Raw genomic sequence first — 22,622 nt, forward strand, 5'->3', positions numbered from 1 at the left:
CCCCCTCAAACCTGCGCCGCCGCTTCATCCGCTTTGTCGCGTTCCAGCAAGGGATAAGCGAGCGCGCAAATATGTGACTGGATGCGCACGAGATCGCGCAGCACGTCGAGATGCAGCGAACTCGAGGCCAGGCTGTCCGGCTGGCCGTCGCGCAACCGTTCGAGGTGGCGTTCGCGCGCCGATCGTTCGAGTTGCCTCAGGGCCTGCTTGTCGGCGATGAGCTGCGCGGCGGTTTGTGTGCGCCCCGACACGAGCAGGGCCTGGGCGCGGCGAAAGCTGTCGATCACCGAGTCATGCAGCATGCGCAGCTCTTCGGTGCCTTCCGCCGAAAAGCTCAGCTGCATCTTGATCTTCTTCTGTGCGATCTCGAGCAGATTCTTGTCGATGATGTCGCCGATATGCTCGAGATTGATCACGGCGGTCATGATGTCCGATGCCCAGCGCCGGTCCTCTTCGCTGAGCGGCTCGCGGGTCAGTTCGGTGACGTAGCGCTTGATCGCGTCGTGGAGCACGTCCACGGTGTCGTCACGGCTCGCGACATCGCTCACTGCGCGGCGGTCATTGGCAAGCAGCACCGGCACGCTCTCGCGCAGCATCGCCTCGACGATCTCGCTCATTCTGATCACTTCGCGCGCCGCGCACGCCAGCGCCAGCGGCGGAGACTGCAAGGCGCTTTCATCGAGGTAGCGCGGCGAGCACGCATCGTCGCCCGCAGCGGGCGAGGGCATGATGCGCTCCAGCAGACGCGCTACCGGATCGAGCAGTCCGATGAACACGACTGCGATGGCGACGTTCAGGCCAGTGTGAAAATCGGCGATCGTGCGGCTGGCGTCGCCGGGCAGCGTGTCGAGCAGGCGCGCGAGCGGCGAGCACACGGCGAGCAGCAGCACGCACACGCCGCCGCGCAGCAGCAGGTTGCCGGCGGGCAGCCTGCGGCGGCTGAGATCGTGCCCCTTCGCCGCCTCGAAGTACGGATTGAGCGCGCTCCCGACGTTCGCGCCGAGCACCATGGCGATCGCGATGTCCAAAGGCACGGTATGCAGCTTCGCGAGCGACATCACGAACAACACGACCGGAATGCTCGAATGCGCGGCCCACGTGAGCACGCACGACAGCGCGGCGTTGAGCACGGGCTCGCCGGACAGCGCGCCGAGTACCGTACGCAGCGCGGGCGCGGTTTCCGCGGGCTGCACCGTCGAGACGAGCAGCGTGAGCGCGAGCAGCATGAGTCCGAGCCCGATCGATGCCCGGCCGATATCGCGGTTGCGCGAGCCCTTGCCCCTTTCGAACAAAGCCATGCCGATCAGCAGGCACGCGGGCGAAATCCAGCTGAGGTCGAGCGAGAACGCCTGCACGATGAGCGTCGAGCCCACGTTCGCGCCGAGCATCACGGCGAGTCCCGTCACCGCTCCCATCAGGCCGCGCGCCGCGAAGGACGACGCGATCATGCCAGTTGCCGTACTGCTCTGCAGCGCGCCGGTGATCGCGAGTCCTGCACAGAATGCATTGAAGCGGTTGCCGAGGCTGCGCGCCATGAAGCGCCGCAGCGAGGCGCCGAACGCGCGCATGAGCCCGGACTCGACCATGTGCAGGCCCCACGTGAGCAGGGCGACACCGCCCGCGAGATGAAGCACGATCAGGATCATCCGGCGCCTCCTTTGTGTTGTTTTCGGCTACACGGCCTGCACGCCTGCCTCGATTGCCTCCTCGAGTATCATCAGCGCACCGCCGCTTTGGTCGAGACGCGCGAGAGCGCGAGCAGCACGAGCAGCGTGCCGCCTCCCAGCACCATCGTGAGGGTCGACGCATCGAAGATCGCACCACGGTCGGACAGCGCGAAGATGCCCACGGGCAGCGTGACCCAGCCAGGTGGATAGATCATCAGCGTCGCTCCCAGTTCGCCCATCGACAACGCGAAGCTCAGGCTGAACGACGCGAGCAGATACGGTGCGATGAGCGGCAGTGTCACGCGGGTCAGCTGGTAGAACGGCCGCGCGCCGAGGCTTTCGGCGACCTCGCCGTACTCCGGCGCCAGTCGCGCGAGCCCCGCCGACACATTGCCGTACGTGAACGCCGAAATCAGCAGGAAGTGGGCGAGAAACACGATCGACGCCGTGCCGTTGAGCAGGACGGGCGGCTGGCTGAACGCGACGAGCAATCCAAGCCCGATGGAAACCGACGGCACCGCGCTCGGCACGAAGAAGACGACGTCGAGCACGCGTCTCGGCATGCCCTTCATGCCGCGCAACGCGAGTGCCGCCCATGTGCCGCTCACGAGTGCCGCCGCACTGGCGAGCGCCCCGGTGAGCACGCTCACGCGCAACTGGTCGGCCGAATCCGTGTGGAACACCCGCGCGTAGTGCGCGAGCGTCAGGTGGCTCGGCAGAATGCCGTTCCACTGTCCGCTCACGCTGGCGAGCGCGATCATCGCGACCGGCAATCCGTAGATCGCGGCGAATAGCAGCGCCGTCGCACTCCAGGTCGACACCTTTGCCCATTTAGCCCAAAGCAGCACGGCGACCTCCGCAAAGTGACACGACTGTCCGGTAGCAGGCGTAGAGCCCGAGCGACAGCGCGATGTTGATGACGGCAATCACGCAGGCCGTGGTGTAGTCGAACTCCTGAATCGCCTTGCCGTAGATGAGCAGCGGCAGGGTGATCACGTCTTTCGCGCCGATGAACAGCACGATGCCGAACTCGTTGACGGTCAGCAGCAGGCAGAGGCTGCCGCCCGCGAGCAGCGCGGGCAACGCGGCGGGCAGGATGATCTGCCGGATGATGCGCAGCGGCTTCGCGCCGAGACTGCTCGCCACTTCGATCTGCGCGTTGTCGATCTGCGAGAAGCAGGCAAGCAGCGGGCGCATGATGAACGGCGTATAGACCGTCACCTCGGAGAGCACGACGCCCCACTGCGTGTACAGGAAGTCGACGGGCGGCAGGTTCAGGTGGAAGAACGTCATCAACGACTGGTTCAACAGACCCGCCGAGCCGTACACGAACGTGAAGGCGAGCGCGACGAGAAAGGTTGGCAGTGCGATGAACGTATCGATCAGCCGACCGACGAAGCGCGCGCCGGGAAACGGCACGAATGCGATCACGAGCGAGAACACGAAGCCCAGCACGAGGCAGCCCACCGACGCGCTGACCGCGATGGCGATCGTGTGATAAAGCCCGCTCAGGAACTGTCGCGAATGCAGCACGGCGGCGAAGTTCGCGAGCGTGAGCGTGTGAGTGCTGGAGTCGGCCCCGCCGCCCAGGGCCTGCAGCGCGATGAGGCCGAACGGGTAGAAGAAGATTGCCGCCAGCACCACGAGCGGCGGCGCGATCCAGAGGCCGCGCCAGCTGGCCGGGGAGCGGCCGGCCGGCGCGGGCGGCGCAATGACGAGATCAGCCATGGCCTTCGACCTCCGGTACGAGCGTGACGTCCGCGGCGTCGAAGTGAACGGACATCGCCGTGCCGGGCTCCGGCGGGCTTTCGAGCGGCGCACGCGTAAGACGTAGCGCTTCGCCGCCGACATCGAGCACGACGCTGTGCAGTTCACCAAGCCATTGCACGCTCTGCACGACGCCCGTCACGCGATTGGACGCTTCCGTGCGCGGCCTGAAGTGCAGATCGTGCGGCCGCACGCATACGTAACACGCGCTGGCGGCGGGCAGGCCGTGATGATTGCGCCCGACGATCGAAAAATCCCCGCAGCGCACCCGCGCGTAGCCGTCGGTCGTGGGCACCAGTTGCTGCGCCGGCAACACGTTCGCACGCCCGAGGAATTCCGCCGCAAAACGGTTCGGCGGATGCCGGTAGAGCCCCTGGGTCTCGCCGTGAGCCACCAGCTTGCCGTCGCGCATGATGCCGATGTGGTTCGCGAGTGTGAGCGCCTCGGTCTGATCGTGCGTCACATAAAGCACGGTCAGCGAGGGCAGGCTGCGATGCAGCTTCGCCAGCTCGTCGAGCATCGAGCGCCGGATCTGCGCGTCGAGCGCGGAGAGTGGCTCGTCGAGCAGCAGCACCTGGGGCTGGATCGCGAGCGCACGCGCGATTGCCACGCGCTGCTGCTGGCCGCCGGAGAGTTCGCGCGGATAGCGCTTCGCATACTTCGACATGCCGACGAGGCCGAGGCACTCGGGCACCCGCGTGCGGATCGCGTCCGCGTCGGTGCCGCGTGCACGCAGGCCAAAGGCGACGTTGTCTTCCACGCGCATGTGCGGAAACAGCGCGTAATTCTGCACGACCATGCCGATGTTGCGTGCATACGGTGGCAAACGCGTGACGTCGCGCGCGCCGATCACGATGCGTCCCGCGCTCGGCTGCACGAAGCCCGCGACGGCCCGCAGCGCGGTCGTCTTGCCGGAGCCCGAGGGGCCGATGAGCGCGACGATCTCGCCGGGCTTCACGGTGAGCGTGAGCGAGTCGAGAATAGTCTGGCCGCCGTACGTCACCGAGACATTCTCGAAGCCGATTCCGCTGGCGCCGTGCGCGACCGCCGCCGGCACCGCGGGGGCCTGCGGCGCAGGCCCGCGTTCCATGGTGAAGGTATTGGCCATTAGTTGCTCGAGATCGCCTGGTTGTAAGTTGCCACGTCGGACTTCAGGTCGTGCATGACCTGGTTCCAGTCGGGCTCCCAGATTTCGACGCCCTGCAGCATCGCGCTGAGCGTCTTGAAGTTGGCGTCGGTGGGATGCACGTCGGTGCGCACGGGCATGCCATAGGCGGACTTGCTCACGTCCTGCTGGGCCTCGGCGCTCAGCAGGAAGTCGATCAGCTTCTTGCCGTTGTCCGTATGCGGCGCGCCGGCGACGAGACCGATGTAGTAGGGCAGCGAGAACGTGGCGCGGCGCCCGCTCGGGCCGGCGGGGAAGAAGACCGAAATGTTCGGGTTGTCGCGCATCTGCGAGAGGTTCATCTGCAGATCGCCATTGGCGACGTAGAGTTCGCCCTTGTTCACGAGCGCCGTGAGCTTGCCCGTGGAAGCGGACGGTCCGAGGTTGTTCACCTGGAGCTTGCGCAGATACGCGAAGCCGCCGTCCTTGCCGTCGAACGCGTGGAAGGTCTGCAACATCAGCGCGGTACCGTCACCGGCCTGGCCCGGCGTCGAGTACTGCACCTTCTGCTTGAACTGCGGAGCGAGCAGGTCCGTATAGGCCTTGGGCGCACTCTTGAGCACTGCGGAGTTGTAGATGAACGTGGGGTAGTTGTCGACCATGGCGACGTACAGCCCCCTGGCATCCTTGTCGCGCGCGGCGATCTTGTCGGCGCCAGCCGGAGAGTAGGGTTGCAGCAGGCCGTCGGCCGCGGCCTTCTGCATAAACGGCGGCAACGTCACGAGCACGTCGGCCTGAATATTCGACTTCTCCTTGCCGAGACGATCCACCACGCCGCTCGACCCGGCCTCGATATATTGCACCTTGATGCCCGTTGCCTTCGTGAAGGCTTCGAACTGGTTGCCGAACCAGCTGGGCGTGCCGTCGTGAAGACCGTCCGCGCTGTAGAGGGTCACGACGCCGGATTGTGCATGCACGGAGCCCGCTGCGAAAGCGAAGGCACAGGTCACCGCGGCGATCAGTTGAGTTTTCATATTCAACCTTCCTTGAGTTCGGATGCTGAAAAAAACCTCGTAGGGCCGCGCGCTGGCGGCTTGCATCGCAATCCTGCCGGATGCTGCAGTCACTCCCAGGGCATGGACCAGGTCCTGACGTTGGTGTAGCTCTTCATCGCCTCGACCATGCCTTCCTTGTAGCCGTTGCCGGAGTCCTTGATGCCGCCGAACGGCGACATTTCGGTGCGATAACCCGGCACTTCCCAGACGTTCACGGTGCCGACCTCCAGCTCGTTGACGAACTTCGTGGTGTAGTCGAGGCGGTTCGTGCAGACGCCCGAGGAGAGGCCGTAGGCGGTCGAGTTCGAGATGCGGATGACGTCTTCGATCTGGTTGGGAACCCGAATGATCGGGATGACCGGGCCGAAGGTCTCCTCGCGCACGAGTTCGCAGTCGTAAGGCACGTGATCGACGACGGTGGGGGCGTAGAGCGCGCCCTGGCGGGGGGCGCCGTAGAGCACGCGTGCACCGTGCGCTTCGGCGTCGGCCACGCGGCGCTCGAACAGTTGCGCGGCCGCTTCGTTGATGACCGTCCCCACGTCGACACTGGGGTCCATCGGCTCGCCGCACTTGAGCTTCTTCGCGTGCACGAGCACTCGCTCGACGAAGGCATCCGCCACGCTTTCCACCACGAGAATGCGCTTGACCGCCGTGCAGCGCTGGCCGGAATTCCTGGTCGCGCCCGTCACCGCGAGCAGCGCGGCACGGTCGAGGTCGGCATCTTCCATAACGATGAGCGGGTCGTTGCCGCCCAGTTCCAGCACGGTGCGGCGGTAGCCCGCGTGCTGCGCGATGTACTTGCCCACGCGTACCGAACCGGTGAACGTAACCAGATCGCAGTGCGGGTCCGTGATCATGCTGTCGCCCATCGTGCGAGGATTGCCGGTGACGACGCTCAGCATCTCGGGCGGCAGGCCCGCTTCGTAGAGCACGTCGGCGAGCGCGAGCGCGGTGAGCGGCGTGAGTTCGGTGGGCTTGAGCACCACCCGGTTGTTCGTTGCGATGGCCGGCGCGAGCTTGTGGCTCACCATGTTCAGCGGATGGTTGAACGGCGTGATGGCGGAAATCACGCCGAGCAGCGGCAGACGCGTCGTGAAGATCTTGCGGTTCTTGCCGTTCGGGCTGATGTCGCACGAGTAGACTTCACCATCGTCCTTGATCGTGAGTTGCGCGGCAAACGACCAGACATCGTAGGCGCGGCTTGCTTCGTAGAGCGAATCTTTCCAGCACAGACCCGACTCCGCTGTGATGAGGCGCGCGAAGTCCTCCTTGCGGTCGCGCAGCGCTTCGGCGGTGGTCTGGAGGATGCGCTGACGCTCGAAGCGCGTGAGGTGCGGGCGCGCGGCGTGCGCTTTGGCGAACGCTTCCTGCACGTGTTCGGGACGGCCCGCGGGCACGGTGCCGACCACTTCGTTCGTGTAGGGATTGAAGACTTCGATCACTTCGTCGGTCGAGACCTGCCGGCCGGCGATGCGCATGGACTCCTGCTTGAATGCGGGTTTGGTCATGACGTTCATCGCATACCTCGTTCTATGATCCGGTTGGGCGCGCCCCCTCGCGGATGCGAGCGGCGGCGTGCGGGGGCCTTCGTGTTGATACGTGTGTCAAGCGGCGGCGGCTTGTGCGACGTGGTTCAGCGCGACATCGAAGATGTCGAAATTGCGCAGCGCGCGGCCCTGCGGCCAGTCGGTCTTGCGGTTGACAATGAGCGGCACGTCCTGCTCAGAGATCCCGCCATGCGAGCGCAACGGCTCGGTCAGGCCGGAAAAGTCGTGGCGCGCGGCGCTCGTGCCGAACACCTTGGCGCGCGTGCCGACCACGACGATGTCGCCGATCCGGTCGGGCGGCAGCTCGAAGCGCTCGCATGCGGCATCGCTCCTCAGGGCGAGTTCTACGCCCTCGGTGTTGCGCAGCTTGTCGAGCAGCGTGGCCGCGCCTGCCGTGTCGGTGCCCTCGGGCAGGTAGACGGTGGCGAACGAGCCGAGCGCGCCGTGGTGCGCGACGTAGGGATCGGTGATCGGCAGGATCACGCGCGCGCGACCCTTCCCGGTCCACTCGTCGAACAGATCCTGGAGGTAGAGCACGTCGGGCTCGCCATTCGCGCGGTGCTTGTCGTTCATGCCGTGGTCCGCCGTGATCGCGAGTACGCAGCCTGCGGCGTCGAGTTCGCCCACGTAGCGGTCGAACATTGCGTAGAAGTCGTTGGCTTTCGGCGCTCCAGGTGCTGCCTTGTGCTGCACGTAGTCGGTCGTCGAGAGATACATCAGGTCGGGGCGAAACGTATCGAGAAGCTTCACGCCGGCGGCGAACACGAACTCGGAGAGATCGGCGGAGTAGACGTCGGGCAGCGGCTTGCCGACGAACGCGAGCACATCGCCGAGACCGTTCTGCTCGCGTGTCGCCTGATCGGCTTTTTCGGCCGAGAACGCGATGGCGCGGCCGCTCGCGAAGTCGAGCCCCTTGCCGAGCAGCGTGCGCAGTTTGTCCTTCGCGGTGACGACCGCCACCTTCGCGCCGGCGTCGTGGAACGCCGCGAAGATCGTGGGTGCGCGCAGGAAACGCGCGTCGTTCATCATCACTTCTTCGCCGCTCGCACGGTCGTAGAAGTAGTTGCCCGCAATACCATGCACTTTAGGCGGGCGGCCCGTGAGGATCGAGAGATTGTTCGGGTTGGTGAAGCTCGGAATCACGCACTGCGCAATGCGGCTCGTGCCGGTGCGCAGCAGCTTGGCCAGATGCGGCGCGCGGCCTGCCTTGATGGCCTCCTCGATATACGCCGGCTCGGAACCGTCGAGGCAGATCACCACGACGGGCGCGGCGGGAAAGCGGTATTCGCGACCGTTCACGGCCACTGCGGTGTCATTCAGCGTGCTCATTGCATCTCCATTCAGGCTGTTTTTTCGATCTGACCGACCATGCCCATTTCCTCGAGGACTTCGCCGATCGCGGCGAGTGCGGCGCGCATTTCCTTTTCGCCGATCCGGCCAATACAGCCGATGCGGAACGAGTCGGCCACGGTCAGCTTGCCCGGATAGATCACGAAGCCGCGCGCCTTCAAACTTTCGTAGAACTGCGCAAAGACGAAGAGTGGGTCCTCGGGCATATGGAACGTGACGATGATCGGCGCCTGCAGCGCGTCCGCGAGCAGCGGCCTGAAGCCGAGCGCGCGCATGCCGTCGAGCAGGATCCGGCAGTTGTTGCGATAGCGTCCCCCGCGACCGGCTACGCCGCCTTCGGCATCGAACTCATCGAGCGCCTGGTGGAAGGCAACGATCACGTGCGTGGGCGGCGTGAAGCGATACTGGCTCGTCTTCTCCATGTTGAGCCACTGGTCGTGCAGGTCGAGCACGAGCGTGGTGGCGTTGCCCTGTGTGCGCTTGAGCGCTTCGACGCGGCAGATCACGAAGCCGAGGCCCGGGACGCCTTCGATGCACTTGTTGGACGATGCGGCGACCGCGTCGATGTGCATGGCCTGCACGTCGATGGGCAGCGCGCCGAAGGCGCTCATCGAATCGACGAGATAGCCCTTGCCGTATCTGGCCGCCAGTGCGCCGATCTGCGCGATGGGGTTGAGAATGCCCGAGGTCGTCTCGCAGTGAACGGTGAACACGTGCGTGATGGACGGGTTGCTCGCCAGCAGCGCTTCGACCGCGGCGAGGTCAGGCGGCGTGTCCTCGGCCGTTTCGTGCACCACGGTCCTGCGCCCGGCGATATCGAGAATGCGCTTCGCCCGCTTGCCATAGGCGCCGTTGATCAGCACGAGGACCTCGCCGTCGGCGGGCACGAAGGTCGTGAGCATGGCCTCGACGGCGAAGGTGCCCGAGCCTTGCATGGGCACCGTCGCCCAGTCGTCCGAACCGTTCGCTATCCTGACGAGTCGCGTGAGCACTGAGCGGTTGATTGCGATGAAGTTCGCATCGCGCGAGCCCCAGTCGTGAACCATTGCCGCTTTGACGGTGCGCGAGGTGGTGAGTGGACCGGGCGTAAGGAGCAGCGGATCGCCGGTTTCTGAAGCTGCAGGGGAGGAAGCCGTGGAAGATGCCGTCATGGGGTGTCTCCGTGAAGGTCTGTTCTGACTGTCTGACTGCGTGTTGAAGTCACTTTAGGCCGCGCAACAAAAACAGTCAATACGCCACTATTTGCCACAACACCAGGGGATACGCGGATGCGTTGCCAGCGATTGCGTCAGATGCGGCGCGGCAAGCGGCAGCGCGACCCGGCACTACGTGCGCGCAGAGGAACGATGGGGAGAGGGATGGGCAAGCGCCCGTGTGTGCGGCTCAGCGCTCGCCGCGCGCGACGATCACTCGCCACTGCTGCAGTTCGAACGCACGAGCGATACGCGGGGGCGGCGGCGCATCGACGACGACGCCTGCGATGTGCGGCACGGGCGTGATCCGCACGGGCGTGCCGTGCTCGAACTTGGTGTGGTCGGCGAGCACGTAGACCGCCTTGCCGGCGTTCATCATCAGATGCCGCTGCTCGGCGGCGAGCCGCGAGTAATCGGTGAATTCGCCCTCCGGCGAGATACCGCTCACGCCGAGAAAAACAAGGTCGACGCGATAGTGGGCGAGCGCGGTCATCGTCTCGATGCCGAATGCCGCTTCGTCGTTCGGCTCGATGTCGCCACCGAGCACGATCACTTTCACGCCGGGCGCGCGGCACAGGAGCAGGCCGATCGGCAGGCTGTTGGTGATAACGGTGAGGTCGCTGTGGTTCGTGAGCGCAGCGGCGAGGCCCAGCGTGGTGGAGCCCGAATCGAGCAGCACGACCATGCCGTCGGCGACGAGCTGCGCCGCCGCGGCGCCGATGGCCGCCTTGCCCGCAGCGTTCGCCGCTTCGCGCGTGGCAAGCGACGGTTCGTCAACCGCGCGCTTCGCCGCGCCGCCGTGGACGAGACTCAGGCGGCCCTGTTCCGCGAGCGCCTTGAGGTCACGACGGATCGTTTCGCGCGAGACGCCGAGCGTCATGCTCATGTCGGCGACACTCACTGAGCCGCTCGCATCGAGGCTTTGCAGAATGTAGTCGGTGCGTCCGACGGCGAGACGGCGGTTCAGCGGCATGGGTGGAGCAAGGGGTGGGGCGGCGCGGTCATCTGGCATGGTGTTGCCTTTCAGGAAAGGAAAGCGCGGCGGTGCCCGTGAACTGGACGCACGAGGATAAGCCACAAAATACCACAAATTGCCGAGCGATTCGTTCCTCTCGAAGCGGGGTGAATCGTCGTTGCATTTTGGCAGGTTCGTGATGCCAAGCCGCCCAGACCAAGCAAATATCCCCCATCAAGCGCACACGTCTTGTGGCAAATCGAGTTGTTTTGTGTGGCATCTTGTTGCATTATTTGGCTTGCTAGCTGTCCTCGCAACGCATTTCACTCCGCATCGAGGCCCACCCTATGCCTACCCCTGTCCCTGCGCATGCGCGCGTCGTGATCATCGGCGGCGGTATCGTCGGCTGCTCCGTGGCTTACCATCTCGCGAAACTCGGTTGGCGCGACATCGTCCTGCTCGAACAGGGCGTGCTCTCGTGCGGTACGACGTGGCACGCGGCGGGCCTGGTCGGCCAGTTGCGCGCGCAGCACAGCATGACGAAGCTCATTCGCTATTCCACGGCCCTTTATGCCGAACTCGAGGCCGAAACGGGGCTGGCCACCGGCTGGAAGCAATGCGGGTCGCTCTCGGTGGCGCGCACGCCGGAGCGGATGACCCAACTGAAACGCACGGCCGCGTCGGCGCGCGCCTATGGCGTGACCTGCGACGTCATCGGGCCGCGGGAGGCGGGCGAGTTGTGGCCGGTGATGCGCACCGACGACCTGCTTGGCGCCGTCTGGCTCCCGGGTGACGGCAAGGCGAATCCGACGGACCTGACGCAATCGCTCGCGCGCGGCGCGCGCATGCGTGGCGCCCGCGTGGTCGAGAACACGCGAATCACCGCCGTGCACTCGGCCGCCACGCGCGCGGGGCGAGTCGTCGCCGGAGTCACGTGGCGCAACAAGGACGGCGACGAAGGCACGTTGCAGGCGGATCTCGTCGTGAACTGCGCGGGGCAGTGGGCGAAGGCGATCGGCCGGCTGGCCGGCGTCACGGTGCCCCTGCATTCGGCGGAGCACTATTACATCGTGACCGAGCGCATCGCGGGCGTGCATCCCGATTTGCCCGTCATGCGCGACCCCGACGGCTTCATCTACTTCAAGGAGGAAGTGGGCGGCCTCGTAATGGGCGGCTTCGAGCCGAATGCGAAGCCGTGGGGTATGAACGGGCTTCCGGAGAACTTCGAGTTTCAGCTGCTGCCCGACGACTGGGATCAGTTCGAAGTGCTGATGGAAAATGCATTGCAGCGTGTGCCGGCGCTTGAAACCGCGCAGGTTCGCCAGTTCTACAACGGGCCGGAATCGTTCACGCCGGACAACAATTTCATTCTCGGTGAGGCGCCCGAGTTGCGCGGCTTCTTCGTGGGCGCGGGTTTCAACTCGATGGGCATCGCCTCGGCGGGCGGGGCCGGCATGGCGCTCGCCGAGTGGATCGTGGCCGGCGAGCCGACCATGGATCTGTGGCCCGTGGACATACGCCGCTTTGCGCGCTTCAACGGCAACGACACCTGGCTGCACGACCGCGTCAAGGAAACACTGGGCCTGCACTATGCGATGCCCTGGCCGAATCGGGAACTCCACACGGCGCGGCCGTTCCGCCGCTCGCCGCTCCATGCGCTGCTCGCCGCCGATGGAGCCTGCTTTGGCAGCAAGATGGGCTGGGAGCGCGCGAACTTCTTCGCGCCAAAGCCCATCGAGGCGCGCATCGAGTACGCGTTCGGCCAGCAGAACTGGCTGCCGTGGAGCGGCGCGGAGCACCGCGCCTGCCGCGAACGCGTCGCGCTGTTCGACATGACGTCGTTTGCCAAGCTGCTCGTCAAGGGGCGTGACGCGGAAGCTGTCCTGCAGGGTATCGTCGCCAATGACGTCGCCGTGCCGGTCGGCACCACGATCTATTCCGGTATCCTGAACGATCGCGGCGCTTACGAGTCGGACGTCACGCTCACGCGCCTGGCGGAAGACCAGTATCTCGTCGTCTCTGGCTCCGCGCAGGCGACGCGCGACTTCGACTACCTCGAGAAGGCGATTGGGCACGAGCGGCACTGCGTGCTCGTCGACGTCACCAGCCAGTACGCGGTGCTTGCCGTGATGGGGCCGCACTCGCGGGCACTGCTGCAAAGTGTTTCGAAAGCGGACTGGAGCCCCGCGGCGTTCCCGTTTGGTCAAAGCCGCGAGGTCGATATCGGTTACGCGACCGTGCGCGCAACGCGCGTGTCCTACGTCGGCGAACTGGGCTGGGAGCTATACGTTCCCGTCGAATTCGCCGTAGGCGTCTACGAGACGCTTCATGCGGCGGGCGAAGCGTACGGCCTTGTGAATGCGGGCTACTACGCGATCGAGTCGTTGCGCCTCGAGAAGGGCTACCGCGCGTGGGGCCGCGAACTCTCGCCCGAGCACAATCCCTTCGAAGCCGGGCTCGCATTTGCATGCAAGCTCGACAAGGACATCGCCTGTCGAGGCGGCGAACGGTTTGACGATGCCGGCGCTGTACGCAATGCGCGCACAGCGGTACATGCACGAATTCGATTTGTCGCCTCGCGATCTCGCGCAGATCGCGGTCAAGGCCAGGGCGAATGGCGCGCTCAACGCGTATGCACAGATCCGCAGCACCATGTCGGTGGATGAGGTGCTCGCTAGTCGGCAGGTGGCCTCGCCGCTGACGTTGCATCAGTGCTGCCCGCTGGGCGATGGCGCATCGGCGGTCGTGCTTGCGGCCTCCGACTTTCCCATTGCGAATCGGCAAGGCGCCGTGAAGATTCTTGCGTCGCATCTGACGTCGGGCCGTTACATGCAGGGAGGCAGGGATATGACGACTCCCGAGGTCACGATGCGTTGTGCGAACGAGACCTACGAATCCTGCGGCATCGGCCCTTCCGACATCGATCTCGTCGAGTGTCACGACGCCTTCACCATCGCCGAATTGCTGTACTACGAAGCACTGGGTTTTGCCCGCCACGGAGAAGGGGCGGCTTTGATCAGGGAAGGTCAAACGTCGCTGAACGGACGGATTCCGTTCAACCCGTCCGGCGGTCTGCTCTGCAGGGGCCATCCGCTTGGCGCGTCGGGAATCGCGCAGATCGTCGAAATAACCCGCCAGTTGCAGGGCCGCTGCGGCGCACGGCAGGTCGCGAAAGACAAGCCGCGCGGTCCGCGAATCGGGCTGGCGCACATCACCGGTGGAGGCACCTACGGCTTCGATCACGGTGCCTGCGCAATACACATTCTTGGAAGGTGAGAAGTGAAATCAGCACCCTTTACCTGGCACCGCCCGGAAAGCGTGGCGCGTGCCGTCGAGCTGCTTGCCACGCTGGACAACGCACGCCTCATCGCTGGCGGGCAGACGCTGATGCCGATGCTGGCCATGCGTTACGCGCATGTGGACCATCTGATCGACGTGAACGCGATACCCGGCCTCGACGGGATAGCGTTGGAAGGCGGCGAGGTCTGCATCGGCGCACTGGTTCGCCAGCGAGATATCGAACAATCTCCCTTGATTCATCGATACGCACCGCTGATGGTGGAGGCGTATCGATTGGTCGGTCATATTCAGACGCGAAATCGGGGCACTTTTGTCGGAAGCGTTTGCAATCTCGACCCGGCCTCGGAGCAGCCCGCACTCGCCGAAATCTTCAATGCGACCATCGTCGCCGTGGGACCCCGCGGAGAGCGGCGCATCCCATTTCATGAGTTCGCGTGCGGCTTCATGACGACTTCGATCGAACCGGACGAAATGGTGACGCAAATTCGCCTGCGCATCTGGAACGAGCCGCACGGCTATGCGTTCGAGGAATTCGCGCGCAGGCATGGGGACTTCGCAATCGTCGGGGCCGCGGCCATGGTGTCCGTCGACGCCAATCGCGCTATCGGCCGTGCCGACGTGGTCCTGTGCGGCATGGGCAGCAAACCTTGCCGTCTGCAGCTCGACGACGTCCTCCAGGGACAGCAGCCCAGCGACGGTCTCGCAAAGGCAGCAGCCGGCAGAGCAAGCTCGATCGATGCCCTTGGCGACACGAGTGCCAGTGCCGCCTATCGGCAACGCCTCGCGAGCACCGTAACCGAGCGTGCGCTTGGGCGTGCGTTCGCTCGCGCATTGAACGCAAGCTGAGGGAATCATGGATCAGAGAATCGAATTCGTGGAACAGGCAAGGATTGCCTTCGAACTGAACGGACAGGCTGTGACCTGCGACATCGACCCCAGAGTGACGCTCGGCGATTTTCTTCGTCACCAGCTTGGCAAGACCGGCACGCATTATGGCTGCGAGCATGGTGTTTGCGGGGCATGCACGGTGCTGGTAGATGGACGTTCCATGCGCTCGTGCCTTCAGCTCTGTGGCCAGGTCGACGGGCGGAAGGTCACAACCGTAGAGGGGCTGGCGAATGCCGACGGCTCGCTAGGCATCCTGCAGCAGGCGTTTCAGGATCGCCATGCGTTGCAGTGCGGATACTGCACCCCGGGCATGTTGACCACACTCACGGAGTTTCTGCGGGCCCACCCCGACCCGTCCGAGGCGCAAGTTCGTGATGCGATCAGCGGCAATATCTGCCGCTGCACGGGCTACCAGGCCATAGTCGAAGCCGCGCTGCTCGCCGCAGCGAGAATGCGCGGCGAGCCCGATCCAGTTTTCGGTCTGGTTACCGCACACTCGAAGAGCAGCGATGCCCCTTCGGAGTCGGCCGTGGGCGCGCGATATGTCGGCAAACCCGTCAAGCGCACCGAAGACCCAGCGCTGCTCAAAGGCGAGGGGCAATTCGTCGACGATATCCACCTTGCTGGAACGTTGCATTGCTGTTTCGTGCGATCGTCGCACGCGCACGCCCGCATCAGGCACGTCGATACGCAAGCGGCAAAGGCCATACCGGGCGTCCACCATGTCTGGACGTTCGCCGACCTGGACGAAGCGCTGCGGCGGCCCTTGCCTGTCCTGGCGCCCACTCACATGCTCAATGAGCCGCGCATGTGGTCGCCGCTGGCTGCGGACGAGGTGTGCTACGTCGGCGAGGCGGTTGCCGTTGTCCTTGCCGAAAGCCGGTACATCGCGGAAGACGCCGCTAACCTGGTGCAGATCGACTACGAGGTACTGCCTGTTGCCGGCGACATCAGGAAGATATTCGACCCGGATGCGCCACGGGCTCACAGCGACGTTCCGACAAACCTCCTGCTCGACATGCCGTTTGCTTTCGGCGAAGTCGACTCGGCCTTTGCAAGCGCAGCGCACGTGGTCAAGCGCGAGATATTCCATCATCGCGCAACTGCGCACCCGATGGAGTGCCGCGCAACCCTCGCGCGGCTCGATGGCGGCACCGGTGATCTGACCGTCTGGAATTCAGGCCAGGCGCCGCATCTCGAAAGACGTCTCCTCGCGCAAGCGCTCGGCTACGACGAAGCGAAGATCCGGGTCATCATGCCGGACGTTGGAGGGGCGTTCGGTCCCAAGGGTATCGCCTATCCGGAAGAGTTCGTCGTGGCCTCGGCTGCACTCAGGCTGGGTGTGCCGGTCAAATGGACCGAAGATCGTCGCGAGCACTTCCTGAGTATTACCCAGGAGCGCGATCAACTGTGGGATCTCGAGATGGCGCTCGACCAGGACGGAAAGATCCTCGGCGTGCGCGGTTCCGTGGTCCACGATAACGGTGCGTATGTGCCTTGGGGCATAGTCGTGCCGATCATCGCGGTGACCTCGTCGCTGGGTCCGTACGTCGTCCCGGCATTCCAGGTGAAGCTGAAAGTCGCGTGCACGAACATGGTACCCACCACGCCGGTGCGTGGTGCGGGGCGGCCTAAAGCGGTATTCGCGATGGAGCGGATGCTCGATGCCGCAGCCGACGAGGTCGGCCTCACTCGTCTGGAAATTCGACGTCGCAATTTCGTGCAGCCCGAACAGCTACCGTACAAAACTGGCCTGATATTCCGCGACGGTTCGCAGATGGTGTATGACTCCGGTAACTATCCGGAGACCCAGAAAAAGGCAGAGGAGCTTGCCGGTCTGGACGCGTTTCGCGCCCGCCAGGAGGACGCGCGCACGCGGCAACAATATCTCGGCATTGGCTTTGCCAATTATGTGGAAGGCTGTGGTCTAGGTCCTTATGAAGGGGCGGAAGTCACGTTGCAAAACGACGGACGCATACACCTGGACGTCGGTGGCGCCGGCGCGCAGGGGCAAGGCATGAAAACCATCTTTGCCCAGATCGCAGCCGATCAGATCGGTGTCGAGATGGATGCCATCACGGTAGTCGTCGGCGATACGGGCAAGCTTGCAATGGGTGTCGGGACATTCGCGAGCCGGATCACCGTCAACGCCGGAAATGCAGTCCACATTGCATGCGGCAAGCTCGCGGGAAAAATCAGGGCGCTGGCTGCGAACGCCCTTCGTGTTCCGCTGGATCAGATCGAGATCGCGCGTGGCGTCGTATGCGCGCGAGGTCAGCCGGAAAGGGCGTTGCCGCTCGGGAAAATCGCTCAGATTTCCTATGGGATACCTGGGTTCACGCTTCCCGACGGGCTGGATGCAGGCATGACCGTCACGCATTATTTCTCCCCGAAAGCCAGTGTCTACGCCAACGGAACGGCGTTCGCGGAAGTCGAGGTGGAGCTCGGGACTGGCTACGTAAAGGTCTTGCGTTATGGCGTTGCGCACGATTGCGGGAATGTGATCAATCCGATGCTCGTCGAGGGGCAGGTGATTGGCGCGATTTCCCATGGGATCGGCAATACGCTGCTCGAGCGGCATGCCTACGACGAGAATGCCCAGCCGCTTGCGACGAATTTCGCGGAGTTTCTGCTGCCGACCGCTCTCGACATGCCATCCCACATCTCGATGGCGCATCTCGTTTCCCCCTCGCCGAACAACCCGCTTGGCGTCAAAGGCGCCGGGGAGGGCGGGACGATTCCTGCCTCCGCGGCGATCGTCAGTGCCATCGAGGATGCGCTGAGCCGTTGGTCTATCCGATTTGACGAAACCCCCGTGCTGCCTGAAATGATCTCTGATCGGCTGCATGCCGCAGGCGCCTACAGCGACGCCGCTCCCCAACACACCTCGAACGAAGAACTTGCAGGATAACGCTATGGAATCTGGAAAAACGGGTCCGCTGAGCGGCGTGAGGGTTCTGGATCTCACGCAGTTCCTGTCGGGCCCTTTCGGAACGCAAATTCTCGGTGACCTCGGCGCTGAGATCATCAAGATCGAGCCGCCGGCGGGCGAACTTTCACGCGGCGTGCCACCGCATTTCGTAGAGGGCGACAGCGCCTATTATCTTGCGGTCAATCGCAACAAGAAGAGCGTGGTCATTGACCTCAAGACGGAGCGGGGAGCCGAACTCGTTCGGGAGCTGGCGGCACATTCAGATGTCCTTGTCGAAAACAATCGGCCCGGTGTGATGGAGCGGCTCGGGCTCGGTCAAGCGGCGCTTCGCGCGCGCAGTCCGCGGCTCGTCTATTGCAGTATCAGCGGCTTCGGACAGACCGGCCCGGACAGGGATCTTCCCGCTTACGACATGATCGTGCAGGCGATGTCAGGGGGCATGAGTCTGACCGGGGAGCCTGGGCGAGCGCCCGTTCGCGCTGGCATTCCGATCGGCGATCTGGCGGCCGGCATGTACGGCGTAATGGGCGTACTCGCTGCGCTGGTCGAGCGCCAGACTACCGGCGAAGGACGGTTCGTCGATGTGTCGATGCTCGATGCGCAAATCGCGATGCTTTGTTATCAAGGCGCCTATTACCTGCTATCGGGTGAAGTGCCGGAACCCCAGGGACGAGGCCACGATTCGATACCGACTTACCGCTCATTCGAATGTGGCGACGGCGTTTCACTGGTTGTGACCGCCAACACCGAACGTATGTGGGCGGACCTGTGCAAGGTAGTCGGTTTGCCACACCTCGTCCACGACCCGAGATTCAAGGATCCGGACGAACGCCTGGCAAACAAGGCGGCGCTATGGGAAATACTGGAGGCGCGCTTTCGGTCCGAATCCGCGCAGAGTTGGCTCGATCTGCTGAATTCGGCCTCGATTCCGGCCGCTCTGGTCAAGACGGTGGATAAAGCACTGAACGCCTCCCAGGTCGCGCACAGAGACATGCTCGTCGAGCTTCGCAGCGGAGCAGGATCTCATGTGCGCGTGCCCGGCAATCCAATCAAGCTCGATACCTCGGGGCCTGTCGATGCGAGTTACCCACCGCATCTGGGGGAGCATACGAACGTCGTGCTCGGAGAGTACGTCGGGCTGGATACTGACGAACTGAGGACACTTCAGAACCAGGGGGTTGTTCGGCAGTTTGTACCCGGCATGCCATCACCTGGCGTGAAATCGCGATGAACGTGGAGATCGGAATGCATGAAAATCTTCTGCTGAAGATGAAGGGTCATGTTTTGCACATTGCCCTGAACAGTGCTGACGGCAGGAACGAGCTGGATGACGCAATGACTCGAGCGCTCACAGAGGTGATCAGTGACCCTCCCGAGAGCACCGTGGCAATCGTGTTGTCCGGCGAAGGCGAGAACTTCTGCGCAGGCCGGGCCTCTTCGCCACCGCCGGCACTTTCCCCAATGGAAGATCCACGCCCTGCAATCAAGGAACGGGGCGCGGTGCCCATTCTCGCACTCTATGAGGCAATCCGTTCGAGTGCGGTGCCGGTTGCGTGTTTCGTCAAAGGGCTCGCTTCGGGTATGGGTTGCGCAATCGTTGCAGCGAGCGACTACGCAGTCGCCGACGTGCGCAGCCAGTTCGAAGCCAACGAACTGGAGAAGCAGTTTGCTCCTGCACTGCTGATGTCCGTGCTCATCTCGCGTGTCCATGTCAAGGCGATTTCGCGTCTGGTTTTGACGGGTCGGCCCATCGACGCGACGACCGCTCTGGAGTATGGGCTCATCGGCGAAATAGTCGCTCCTTGGGAACTGGACAACGCGCAGGACGATTTCATCGCGTTCATGAACAGCCGGGCTCCGCAGGCATTACTCGGAATCAAGACCTTCCTGCGCGAATCGGCCGGCCCGGATTCGTCAAAGCTTGCCGCCGACGTTCTGGCGGAATCGATTGCGGCTCGCCTCGACGTGACAGCGCCGTTCGCGCCGTCTCACGACAAGCGGTTTCTGAGCGTCGACGGCGAGCGCATTGCCTATATCGACATCGGCAACGGGCCCGCGGTCGTTTTGCTCCATAGTCTCGGCACATCGAGCGCGCTGTGGGACGATATTCTGCCCGCACTCACCGCGAATTATCGAGTCGTGGCAATAGATGCCCGCGGTCACGGCGACTCGACGAAGCGAAGCGCGTGGAATGCAGACGCGGTTGCCAGCGACGTCGTTGCGGTGACGGGGGCCATCGGTCTCGACCGTTTTGGCCTGGTGGGTATCTCGATGGGGGGACTCACTGCAATCCGCGTTGCCGCGAAGCTGGGTCGACGCGTGGCTGTCATGGTCTTGTCGAGTGCTTACGCAAGCGTTTCCGGACCGACGGTAGCCAGGCGGCTCGCAGCAACCGAAGGGATGTTGAAAAAGCTGCCAATGCATCTCTTTGCGCGCATGTACGTGGAGCAGACCCTCCACAGAAACACTGCGTACCCGAAGCGGGAGCGACTTGCCCAGCAGATTGCGGCCATCGCTTCTACCGATTACCTGGAAATATTGCACGCCATTGCCACGGATGACGTCTCCAGTCTTCTGTGCGACATCGAGGTCCCGACACTCGTGCTCAACGCCGAACTCGACGGAAGTGTACCCAGAACCGTATCTGCGCAGTTGACGCAAGGAATCCATGGGGCGGAGGAACGGACGCTGCGCGCTGCCGGGCACCTTGCATGTGTCGACGCGCCCGATGCGTACGCGGACGTTTTATTAAGCCAGTTTGAGCAATACACGGATGAAGGTGGAGAAGTATGGAGATCGTAAATCGCTTTTCGGTCGACTCGACTATCGAGAACGCCTGGAACGCACTACTCGACGTTCCGCTGGTGGTGTCCTGCTTTCCCGGTGCGACGCTCACGGACACACTCGGCAAGGACTCGTACAGGGGGCTGATTCGCGTCAAGCTGGGTCCAATCGCGATGGAGTTCTCCGGCAATGTCACCTTGAGCGCCCCGCGGGGTGACGCGCATACGGCGACCGTTGAGGCCACATGGCAGGAGACCAAAAACCGCGGATCGGCCAATACGGTGACCACGTTTTCTCTATCACGCCTCAATGAAGCCGCCGGCACCCAGGTTGACGTTCGCACCAGTGTGCAGATGGCGGGGCAGGTGGCGCAGTATGGCCGCGGCGTTGGAATCATCAATGCCGTATCGGAACAGATGGTCCGTCAATTCGCGGCGAATTTGCTGGAGAAACTTGGAGACAGAGAACCCGTGGCGGCAACACGCCGCGACAACTCAGCACGCTCAACGAACGAGATTTCCGTACTCGGCTTGTTGTGGAAAATGCTGGTTTTGAAGTGCAGGCGGTGGTTTGCCAGACCGCGTTCGTCATAGTTCCCTTCGTTCATGGTTCTGATCAGTTTGGTCAGGCGGGCAAACGGCAGCCGCTTCTACTGAACCCTGTCATGCCAGCACGCGATGCCATCGAAGTGTCCGGAACTCTTTGTCTAATCATAAGTAGTGCAAAGCAGGAGATCGGAAGATGGAAACGAACTCGACTCCTTTCGAGTCGACAGACCATGGGAGCAATGTTGGTGCTCCTGTCGTGGGCAAGGCCGCCTGGATTGTACTTGCGTCCGCGTTTGTGGGGTGGATGTTCGATGCAATGGATCTCTACCTGTTCACCATGATCATGGTTCCGGCCCTTCACGACCTGCTCGGGGCTTCACAGGGCAGCGTCATGCGGATTGGAGGGCTCATTGTCGGCGCGAAACTGCTTTGCTGGGGCATCGGCGGGATTCTGTCCGGTATCGTGGCAGACCGGTTCGGGCGAGCGCGAGTGATGCTCGGCACGATGCTGATTTACTCGGTATTCACGGCAGCCGGTGCCTTCGCGCGAGACTGGTATCAACTCCTCCTGTTTCAGATGCTGGCGGGCTTTGGAATCGGTGGTGAGTGGGCCGCCGGCGCCGCGCTTGTCGTGGAGACCTGGCCAGAAAAACACAGGGCGAAGGCCGTTCAGGTGATGCAGGTTGCCAATGTGGCAGGGCTGGTTGCCGCCTCCGCGCTCGCGATCCTGCTTTCAGGCGCTGGATGGCGTTGGGTGCTTGGCGTGGGGGCGGCACCGGCACTCGCGAGCCTTGGCCTGCGGTTCATCACACCGGAATCGGCGAGTTGGGAGCAGTCACGTGCGGCCGCAATGCGTCACGCAGGTCCGAAAATGGGTTCGATATCGGAGATATTTGGCAGCCCGTTGCGCCGTCGAACCATTGTCGGAACGCTCATTGCCTCGGCAATGATGATCGGTGGCTGGGGGGCATCCATCATCTTTCCCACGTTGCTGAGAGAGTTCTTCCCATCCGCCGGCAGCGCGGAATTCACGCGACAGACGGGCATCGCTTTCATGGCGACCAACGCCGGTGCGGTGCTTGGATACGCCTCGATTCTGCTCCTCGTCAGTCTGATGCCGCGTGTCTCCCGACGGATCGTCTACGCAGTGTTTTGTGCTGGCGCCTGGATTGCAGTCGTTGTCCTTTTTGGAGCGGCGAAAACACTGGGGACGTTCTATTTCTCAATGCTTGGATTCGGTTTCTTCGCAATGGGCGGATTCGGGATCGTCGCTCTGTACCTGACTGAGCTTTTTCCGCTCCATGTTCGCGCCACAGGACAAGGCTTCGCCTGGAATATGGCCCGTCTCTTTACCGCGTTCGGACCGTTGCTCGTGTCGTTTGCGTCGGCGAATCTGGGATTCCGTGTGGTGGGAATCACTCTCGCAACCGTATTCGGAATGGGATTGGCCGCCATATTTTTCGGGCCGGAAACGGGCTGAAAAGACGACGTGGAAGTTCGAAGCGTGGCCGCATCCACCAAAAAATATGAC

The 22,622-nt window shown here is 63.6% G+C and carries 17 protein-coding genes; 8 read left to right on the top strand and 9 right to left on the bottom strand.

Translation table 11 applies throughout. The features are described from left to right. Window positions 1–5 precede the first annotated feature (5 nt). The 9 genes from AB3X99_RS36275 to AB3X99_RS36315 all read right to left on the bottom strand — a co-directional run bounded on the left by AB3X99_RS36275 (window position 6) and on the right by AB3X99_RS36315 (window position 10,696). Window positions 6–1,646 (bottom strand): Na/Pi cotransporter family protein, encoded by a 1,641-nt coding sequence (locus AB3X99_RS36275; protein WP_368619673.1) that lies wholly within the window; start codon window positions 1,644–1,646, stop codon window positions 6–8. A 71-nt stretch (window positions 1,647–1,717) separates the two neighbouring features. Then, a complete protein-coding gene (locus AB3X99_RS36280; protein ID WP_368619674.1) occupies window positions 1,718–2,515 on the bottom strand; it encodes an ABC transporter permease subunit in 798 nt (265 codons plus the stop codon). Beyond that, a complete protein-coding gene (locus AB3X99_RS36285) occupies window positions 2,499–3,395 on the bottom strand; it encodes a 2-aminoethylphosphonate ABC transporter permease subunit (protein ID WP_069267227.1) in 897 nt (298 codons plus the stop codon). Before AB3X99_RS36285 ends, AB3X99_RS36280 begins: the two co-directional genes overlap by 17 nt. Then, a complete protein-coding gene (locus AB3X99_RS36290) occupies window positions 3,388–4,542 on the bottom strand; it encodes an ABC transporter ATP-binding protein (RefSeq protein WP_368619675.1) in 1,155 nt (384 codons plus the stop codon). The genes AB3X99_RS36285 and AB3X99_RS36290 overlap by 8 nt, the downstream gene beginning before the upstream one ends. Continuing rightward, window positions 4,542–5,573, bottom strand: a complete 1,032-nt coding sequence (locus tag AB3X99_RS36295; protein WP_069267228.1) for a 2-aminoethylphosphonate ABC transporter substrate-binding protein — start codon at window positions 5,571–5,573, stop codon at window positions 4,542–4,544. Before AB3X99_RS36295 ends, AB3X99_RS36290 begins: the two co-directional genes overlap by 1 nt. Window positions 5,574–5,662: 89 nt before the next feature. Beyond that, the gene (gene phnY, locus AB3X99_RS36300; RefSeq protein WP_368619676.1) at window positions 5,663–7,111 is read right to left on the bottom strand and encodes a phosphonoacetaldehyde dehydrogenase; all 1,449 of its coding nucleotides are present in this window, start codon (window positions 7,109–7,111) and stop codon (window positions 5,663–5,665) included. Between the two features lie 87 nt (window positions 7,112–7,198). Further along, the gene (gene phnA / locus AB3X99_RS36305) at window positions 7,199–8,470 is read right to left on the bottom strand and encodes a phosphonoacetate hydrolase (RefSeq protein WP_368619677.1); all 1,272 of its coding nucleotides are present in this window, start codon (window positions 8,468–8,470) and stop codon (window positions 7,199–7,201) included. 11 nt (window positions 8,471–8,481) lie between these two features. Further along, on the bottom strand, window positions 8,482–9,642 hold the full coding sequence (locus AB3X99_RS36310) for a 2-aminoethylphosphonate--pyruvate transaminase (RefSeq protein ID WP_069267231.1): 1,161 nt from the start codon (window positions 9,640–9,642) through the stop codon (window positions 8,482–8,484). A gap of 232 nt (window positions 9,643–9,874) precedes the next feature. Further along, on the bottom strand, window positions 9,875–10,696 hold the full coding sequence (locus AB3X99_RS36315; RefSeq protein ID WP_069267232.1) for a DeoR/GlpR family DNA-binding transcription regulator: 822 nt from the start codon (window positions 10,694–10,696) through the stop codon (window positions 9,875–9,877). A gap of 290 nt (window positions 10,697–10,986) precedes the next feature. Between AB3X99_RS36315 and AB3X99_RS36320 the strand changes: the two genes are divergently transcribed. From AB3X99_RS36320 to AB3X99_RS36355, 8 genes are all read left to right on the top strand, one after another. Continuing rightward, complete coding sequence (locus tag AB3X99_RS36320; protein WP_368619678.1) at window positions 10,987–13,305, top strand: FAD-dependent oxidoreductase; 2,319 nt, start codon at window positions 10,987–10,989, stop codon at window positions 13,303–13,305. Next, window positions 13,193–13,915 carry a thiolase family protein gene (locus tag AB3X99_RS36325; protein ID WP_368619679.1) on the top strand — a complete coding sequence of 241 codons (723 nt, stop codon included), beginning with the start codon at window positions 13,193–13,195 and terminating at the stop codon, window positions 13,913–13,915. Before AB3X99_RS36320 ends, AB3X99_RS36325 begins: the two co-directional genes overlap by 113 nt. A gap of 3 nt (window positions 13,916–13,918) precedes the next feature. Then, window positions 13,919–14,785, top strand: coding sequence for a xanthine dehydrogenase family protein subunit M (locus AB3X99_RS36330; protein ID WP_368619680.1), 867 nt, complete (start codon window positions 13,919–13,921; stop codon window positions 14,783–14,785). Window positions 14,786–14,792: 7 nt separating this feature from the next. Continuing rightward, window positions 14,793–17,738: a molybdopterin cofactor-binding domain-containing protein gene (locus AB3X99_RS36335; protein WP_368619681.1), complete on the top strand. Its 2,946-nt coding sequence runs from the start codon at window positions 14,793–14,795 to the stop codon at window positions 17,736–17,738. A 4-nt stretch (window positions 17,739–17,742) separates the two neighbouring features. Then, on the top strand, window positions 17,743–18,990 hold the full coding sequence (locus AB3X99_RS36340; RefSeq protein WP_368606109.1) for a CaiB/BaiF CoA transferase family protein: 1,248 nt from the start codon (window positions 17,743–17,745) through the stop codon (window positions 18,988–18,990). After that, window positions 18,987–20,561 (top strand): alpha/beta fold hydrolase, encoded by a 1,575-nt coding sequence (locus AB3X99_RS36345; RefSeq protein WP_368619682.1) that lies wholly within the window; start codon window positions 18,987–18,989, stop codon window positions 20,559–20,561. Before AB3X99_RS36340 ends, AB3X99_RS36345 begins: the two co-directional genes overlap by 4 nt. After that, entirely contained in the window at window positions 20,549–21,136 is a 588-nt protein-coding gene (locus tag AB3X99_RS36350; RefSeq protein WP_368619683.1) for an SRPBCC family protein, read from the top strand. The genes AB3X99_RS36345 and AB3X99_RS36350 overlap by 13 nt, the downstream gene beginning before the upstream one ends. Before the next feature lie 148 nt (window positions 21,137–21,284). Further along, window positions 21,285–22,571: an MFS transporter gene (locus AB3X99_RS36355; protein WP_342950003.1), complete on the top strand. Its 1,287-nt coding sequence runs from the start codon at window positions 21,285–21,287 to the stop codon at window positions 22,569–22,571. Window positions 22,572–22,622 lie beyond the last annotated feature (51 nt).

This window comes from Paraburkholderia sp. BR10882, assembly GCF_040948855.1.
Taxonomy (GTDB): domain Bacteria; phylum Pseudomonadota; class Gammaproteobacteria; order Burkholderiales; family Burkholderiaceae; genus Paraburkholderia; species Paraburkholderia nodosa_A.

Coding starts and splice junctions, on each gene's coding strand:
- AB3X99_RS36295 (WP_069267228.1), bottom strand. CDS start 5,573: ATGAAAACTCAACTGATCGCCGCGGTGACCTGTGCCTTCGCTTTCGCA.
- AB3X99_RS36325 (WP_368619679.1), top strand. CDS start 13,193: ATGCACGAATTCGATTTGTCGCCTCGCGATCTCGCGCAGATCGCGGTC.
- AB3X99_RS36275 (WP_368619673.1), bottom strand. CDS start 1,646: ATGATCCTGATCGTGCTTCATCTCGCGGGCGGTGTCGCCCTGCTCACG.
- AB3X99_RS36315 (WP_069267232.1), bottom strand. CDS start 10,696: ATGCCAGATGACCGCGCCGCCCCACCCCTTGCTCCACCCATGCCGCTG.
- AB3X99_RS36285 (WP_069267227.1), bottom strand. CDS start 3,395: ATGGCTGATCTCGTCATTGCGCCGCCCGCGCCGGCCGGCCGCTCCCCG.
- AB3X99_RS36310 (WP_069267231.1), bottom strand. CDS start 9,642: ATGACGGCATCTTCCACGGCTTCCTCCCCTGCAGCTTCAGAAACCGGC.
- AB3X99_RS36345 (WP_368619682.1), top strand. CDS start 18,987: ATGAACGTGGAGATCGGAATGCATGAAAATCTTCTGCTGAAGATGAAG.
- AB3X99_RS36350 (WP_368619683.1), top strand. CDS start 20,549: ATGGAGATCGTAAATCGCTTTTCGGTCGACTCGACTATCGAGAACGCC.
- phnA (WP_368619677.1), bottom strand. CDS start 8,470: ATGAGCACGCTGAATGACACCGCAGTGGCCGTGAACGGTCGCGAATAC.
- AB3X99_RS36320 (WP_368619678.1), top strand. CDS start 10,987: ATGCCTACCCCTGTCCCTGCGCATGCGCGCGTCGTGATCATCGGCGGC.
- phnY (WP_368619676.1), bottom strand. CDS start 7,111: ATGAACGTCATGACCAAACCCGCATTCAAGCAGGAGTCCATGCGCATC.
- AB3X99_RS36290 (WP_368619675.1), bottom strand. CDS start 4,542: ATGGCCAATACCTTCACCATGGAACGCGGGCCTGCGCCGCAGGCCCCC.
- AB3X99_RS36355 (WP_342950003.1), top strand. CDS start 21,285: ATGGAAACGAACTCGACTCCTTTCGAGTCGACAGACCATGGGAGCAAT.
- AB3X99_RS36335 (WP_368619681.1), top strand. CDS start 14,793: ATGGATCAGAGAATCGAATTCGTGGAACAGGCAAGGATTGCCTTCGAA.
- AB3X99_RS36340 (WP_368606109.1), top strand. CDS start 17,743: ATGGAATCTGGAAAAACGGGTCCGCTGAGCGGCGTGAGGGTTCTGGAT.